Here is a 5,358-nt window from a genome sequence, read left to right on the forward strand (position 1 = left end):
GGTTTGTTTGCCGTGGATCTTGATGCGCAGGTCGTCGGAGCTGGCCAGGGTCGGGCCGGGGCGGTAGGCGATCTGGCCGGCGGGGACGCCCGCCCAGACGTGCAGGCCGAACACCGCGGCGGGTTTCGGCGATTTCATCACGCCTTCCTCGACCATCATCTTCGCGCCCCAGGTATTTTTGCCGTCGGGAATGAAATCGCTCGGGCCTTCTTCGGCGGGCTGGAAGTAGAACACTACGGTGCCGGGCAGGGTGTCGCGCATCCCTGTCAGAATTTTCGCTGCGCTGAGCAGGATCGCGGTGTGGGCGTCGTGGCCGCAGGCGTGCATGACGTCGACTTCCTTGTCGAGATACGTGCCTGTGGCTTTCGAAGCGAACGGCAAATCGGAGACTTCCTTGACCGGCAGCGCGTCCATGTCGGCGCGCAGGGCCACGGTCGGGCCGGGCAGGGCGCCTTTCAGCACGGCTACAACGCCGGTGCGGGCGACGCCGGTTTTCACTTCCAGGCCCATGGCTTGCAGCTGTTTGGCGACCAGTTCAGCGGTGCGTTTTTCAGTGTTGCCAAGTTCTGGATGAGCGTGAAGGTCGCGGCGGGTTTCCAGCAGCTCCGGTTCGAGCTTCTGCGCCTGCTCGGCGATGCGTGCGCGGGCGCTGTCCATCGTCGCGGCGCTGGCGTGGCTGGCGACCACGGTGAGCAAAAGGGTCTGGGCAATGCGCGTCAGTTGCATGGGCTTCTCCTTGATTATTGTTGTGGGCTTCCTTGCCTGTGACTGCAACCGTGCGCCTGAGTGCTATTCCTTCGGCTGACCACCGCCGGCAGTAATCACCTGCACACTCATCCTTGGCGTCGCCAGATCCAGCCCCGCCTCATCCAGTTGCCTTTTCAGCGACAAATTGAACGCCCGGGAAACCTCCCACTGTTTGATCGGCGCAGTCTTGAACCGTGCGCGGAGGATCGCGCTGCCGGACTCGAAACTTTCCACGCCCTGAATCTCCAGCGGCGACCAGATGTTGCGGCGTTGCAGCGGATCGCTGCGCATCTTTTGGCCGACGTCGCGCATCAGTTTGATCGCGTCGTCGATTTCCATGTTGTACGGCACGGCGACGCGGAAGATGGCGTAGCCGAATTCCCGCGAGTAGTTCTTGATGCTTTTGATTTCGCTGAACGGGATGGTGTGGACGATGCCGTCGATGTCGCGCAGGCGCACGGTGCGGATGGTCAGACCTTCGACGGTGCCGAGGTGGCCGCCAACGTCGACGTAGTCGTCGATGGCCAGCGAGTCTTCGATGATGATGAACAGGCCGGTGATCAGGTCAGCGACCAGCGACTGCGCGCCGAAACCGATGGCCAGACCGATCACACCGGCACCGGCCAGCAGCGGCGTGACGTTCATGCCCATGTTCGCCAAGGCGACGATTAGCGCGATGATGAAAATCGCCACGAACAGCACGTTGCGGATCAGCGGCATCATCGTCTGCGCCCGCGCATTCGCCAGGCCTTTGCGCGAGCGGGTGAGGGCGTGGTGCACGGCGGTGTCGGCGAGGATCCAGATCAGCCAGGAGAAAATCAGCGTGCCGATCAGGCTGAACAGTTTGACGCTGATGTCATGGCCATCGCCTTCGGCGAATGCGATCAGCGAATGGCCCCACACGCGCAGGCCCAGTTCGATGAAGATCAGCCACACCAGCAAATGCGTCAGGGTATAGAAGAAGTTTTTCAGGCGCTCCGAATACAGCGCATGGCGTTTCGGCCCGCGTTGCGGTTTCAGTGAATGGCGGCGCACGAGGCCGTTGATGACCATGCACAACACCAGCAGCACTGTGCAGATCAGCGACTGCCGCAGCGCGGTGCTGGTATCGCCGGCGGAGACGAAGGTGGCGAACAGCGAGATGCCGACCAGCACCAGTGCCGGCACGTACCAGAAGGTGCCGAGAATTTCGATGGTGTCGCTGAGGGCGCGGCGGGTCAGGCGCCGCGACAGTGGTTGGTTGCGGATCAGGTGCGCAATCGGCCGACGGAAACGCAGGATAAACAGACCGGTCGACAGTGCCGCGAGGACATTGGCAGTGGTCGCGGCGGTGTGCGCCAGATGCACGCCCAGGCTCTCGACCAGACGCGGATCACTCAGCGCTTCACCAAACGCGGCGAAGCTGCCGATCAGCCACAGCGGCCGAAACGCCTGATGACGCAGAATGTACAGCGCGCGATGGCGGTGCGGGCCATCGAGCAGGGAGAAGGCGATCACGCAGATCGCCGAGAAACAGGTGCCGACCACCAAGGCATACGCCAGCACCATCGCCAGGCTTTTGCCCAGCGAAGACGGCAGCACGTAGCTCATGTACACCGTGATCACCAACGCGATCAGCCACGGCCCAAGCTTGCGCAAGGCAAAACGCAGCATGTCGAGGGCCTTGGGGTGTTGCGGCAGTTCTTCGGTGAGGCCGAAGCGCAGACGCACGCGGTGGCCGAGCCAGATCAGCGCGGCGGCGAGCAGGCTCCAGACCATCAGGATCACCGCGAAGCCGAAGATGATCGGCAGCCATTCATTGGCCGGCAGCAGCTTGCTGGTCAGTTCGTCCTTGGCCAGATCGAATTCGTTGGACCAGCGGGTAATCGGGCTGTCGGCGCCGGAAAACTGTTTTTCGAAGTTGGCGAGGGTGCCGCCGATCAGGCCCAGCACGCCTTCTTCCGGGGTGGCCTGCGCTTTTTTCGTGGCGTCGCGCAGCTTCTTCAGATCACTGAGCAGCTGCGCGCGTTGCTTGTCGTTTTCCAGCGACTTGATCACTTCGTCCAGGGACTGGCCGAGGGGTTCCACGGCTTCAGGCTGCGGTTTGGAAGTGTTGAGCAGGCCGGGCAGACCGACTGCCTGGGCGGGCGCCAGCGGCAGCAGCGTCATCAGGCAGACAAGCAGCAGACCGGGCAAAGCAAAAAGACGAGCAAACACCAGAAGACAACCTCGCGATAGGCGGATGCGCTGGAGTGTACGAGGCCCCTTGGCGCAATGCGAGCCGGGCGCGGTCATTCGTTGAGTTTGGCGAGGATCTTGTAGACCACCGTGGCGAGGATCATCAGCATGCCGATCCACATGGCGAAAACCCCGGCGTTCTTGTCGCGGAAGTTGAAGCCGATGGCCAGCAGGATCATTCCGCTGAGGATGGGAATGAGCATGGCGTGGAAGGAGGACATCGAGATCATGGAGACTGCCTTGTCTGTAGAGGATTCTTGCAGTCTAGGCGGGTTTTCGAGGCAGGGTGTGATGTGGCTCAGGAATGCATCAGGCCGAGAGGATTCTGCTGTCTGCACAGGCGCTTTCGCGAGCAGGCTCGCTCCCACAGGTGAATGGCATTCCATTGTGGGAGCGAGCCTGCTCGCGAAGCTTGTCAGCCGTTACGGCAATTCACGGCTGGCATAAAACGCGCTGAGCACTTTGACCAGATGCGCCAGATCATGGCTGCCGCACAGTTCGCGAATCGAGTGCATGGCAAAGGTCGGCAGGCCAATGTCGACGGTGCGCACACCCAGATGGCTGGCGGTGATCGGGCCAATGGTCGAACCGCAACCCATGTCGCTGCGCACCACGAAGCTTTGCACCGGGACTTCTTCGGCCATGCACAGATGGCGGAAGAAGCCGGCGGTTTCGCTGTTGGTGGCGTAGCGCTGGTTGCTGTTGACCTTGATCACCGGGCCGGCGTTGAGTTTCGGGCCGTGGTTGGCATCGTGCTTGTCCGCGTAGTTGGGATGCACGCCGTGGGCGTTGTCGGCCGACACCAACAGGGATTTCTGGATGGTGCGGACGAACTCGTCACCTTCCGGCAGCAGGCGGCGCAGGGTCTGTTCGAGCATCGGGCCGTCGGCACCGCATGCCGAGCAGGAGCCGACTTCTTCGTGGTCGTTACAGACCAGAACGCAGGTTTCGTCGGTCTCGGCGGTGAGCAACGCTTGCAGGCCGGCGTAGCACGACAGCAGGTTGTCCAGACGCGCACCGGCAATGAAGTCGCCGTTCAGGCCGATCACCGCCGCGCTTTGCGTGTCGTAGAAACTCAGCTCGTAATCCAGCACCACGTCGGCGTTCAGGCCGTGTTCGCGGGCCAATTGATCAGTGAGCACGGCGCGGAAATCGACGCGCTCGTCACCGGCAAATTGCGCCAGGATCGGCGGCAGTTCGGTCTGCGCGTTGATCGCCCAGCCCTGGTTGGCTTCACGGTTGAGGTGAATGGCCAGGTTGGGAATGATCGCGATCGGTGCCTTGAAGTCGATCAACTGGCTCTCGACCTTGCCGTCACGGCGGAAGGTCACGCGGCCGGCGAGCGACAGATCGCGGTCAAACCACGGCGCCAGCAGCGCACCGCCGTAGACTTCGACGCCCAGCTGCCAGAAACCCTGACGCTGCAGTTCCGGTTGCGGCTTGACCCGCAGGCACGGGCTGTCGGTATGGGCGCCGACCAGACGGATACCGTCGTGCAGTGGCGAGTTGCGGCCCATTTTGATCGCGACGATCGAGGAGTCGTTACGGGTGACGTAATAGCGGCCGTTGGCCTCGGTGGACCATGGCTCGCGCTCGTCGAGGCGCACATAACCGGCGGCCTCCAGACGCTGAACGAGGCTGGCGGTGGCGTGGAACGGGGTAGGGGAGGCCTTGAGAAAGTCGATCAGGCCCTGGTTCAACTCTGCGCGCATAAGAAACTCCAGACAGCAATGGGCGGCAGTTTAACGCATCACTCGGCGCCATTGGGCAAGTGGTTTGCGCAAGCACGCTCAGGAGTGCTGATCGATGCGCTTGCGCAGGTAGGCAATGATGGCTTGTTGATCATCCTTTCTGGCGGGTTTCGGCAGGTGCTTCGGCCAGCCCTTGCCGCTGCCGAAGAAGGCCTTTTGCGCAACGCTGTCCCAACGCAGGATTTCCCGCGACGCCGATTCCCACCATTCGTGACGGCAGATCTCGTAATACGGGTGGGCAGGTGCAGCACTGCCGAACAGCAATGCCCGGCCGACTTTCTTCATGCCGCCGCGCTTTTTGCGCAGCTTCCACTTGATGCGCAGGCGCTGCCAGGTCGAGGGGACGGGCTTGCTGCGCGGAACCTCGGAGCACAGCTCTGGCAGTTCGGGGTGGAAGGCCTCGCCATGGCGGGCGAAAAAGTGTTTCTGCATGGCGTGGAAGAAGTTTTTGTCGGCGAAGTAGTGATAGACGAATTTCTTCGCTTCCTGGATCGGTTGGTCGCGCATGGCGAACGACAGTGCAATCTGTTCGATCGTATGGATGTCGAACGGGCCCTGCGTCCACTCATCGATCAGCCGGATCGACTTGTCCAGCAGCGCTGAATCGCCATCGGTGACGCCGCACAAGCCACTGTTGTAGAGC

The 5,358-nt window shown here is 62.1% G+C and carries 4 protein-coding genes and 1 pseudogene; all 5 read right to left on the reverse strand.

The features are described 5' to 3' along the window. The coding region (locus tag OQK_RS31485) for an amidohydrolase (RefSeq protein ID WP_238537228.1) at positions 1 to 726 on the reverse strand (726 nt) is incomplete at its 3' end. Positions 727 to 789: 63 nt separating this feature from the next. Then, a complete protein-coding gene (locus OQK_RS18860) occupies positions 790 to 2,943 on the reverse strand; it encodes a mechanosensitive ion channel family protein (protein WP_016773746.1) in 2,154 nt (717 codons plus the stop codon). A 74-nt stretch (positions 2,944 to 3,017) separates the two neighbouring features. Further along, a complete protein-coding gene (locus OQK_RS30795; RefSeq protein WP_016773747.1) occupies positions 3,018 to 3,194 on the reverse strand; it encodes a hypothetical protein in 177 nt (58 codons plus the stop codon). A gap of 192 nt (positions 3,195 to 3,386) precedes the next feature. Further along, positions 3,387 to 4,676, reverse strand: coding sequence for a M18 family aminopeptidase (locus tag OQK_RS18865; RefSeq protein WP_016773748.1), 1,290 nt, complete (start codon positions 4,674 to 4,676; stop codon positions 3,387 to 3,389). 78 nt (positions 4,677 to 4,754) lie between these two features. Further along, positions 4,755 to 5,358 (reverse strand): annotated as a pseudogene (locus tag OQK_RS18870) (hypothetical protein); the annotation flags it as partial.

This window comes from Pseudomonas sp. R62 (genome assembly GCF_000257605.1).
In the GTDB taxonomy this organism is placed as follows: domain Bacteria; phylum Pseudomonadota; class Gammaproteobacteria; order Pseudomonadales; family Pseudomonadaceae; genus Aquipseudomonas; species Aquipseudomonas atacamensis.

Excerpts from the sequence above, each read along its gene's own strand:
- OQK_RS18865 (WP_016773748.1), bottom strand. The coding sequence starts at position 4,676 with ATGCGCGCAGAGTTGAACCAGGGCCTGATCGACTTTCTCAAGGCCTCC.
- OQK_RS30795 (WP_016773747.1), bottom strand. The coding sequence starts at position 3,194 with ATGATCTCGATGTCCTCCTTCCACGCCATGCTCATTCCCATCCTCAGC.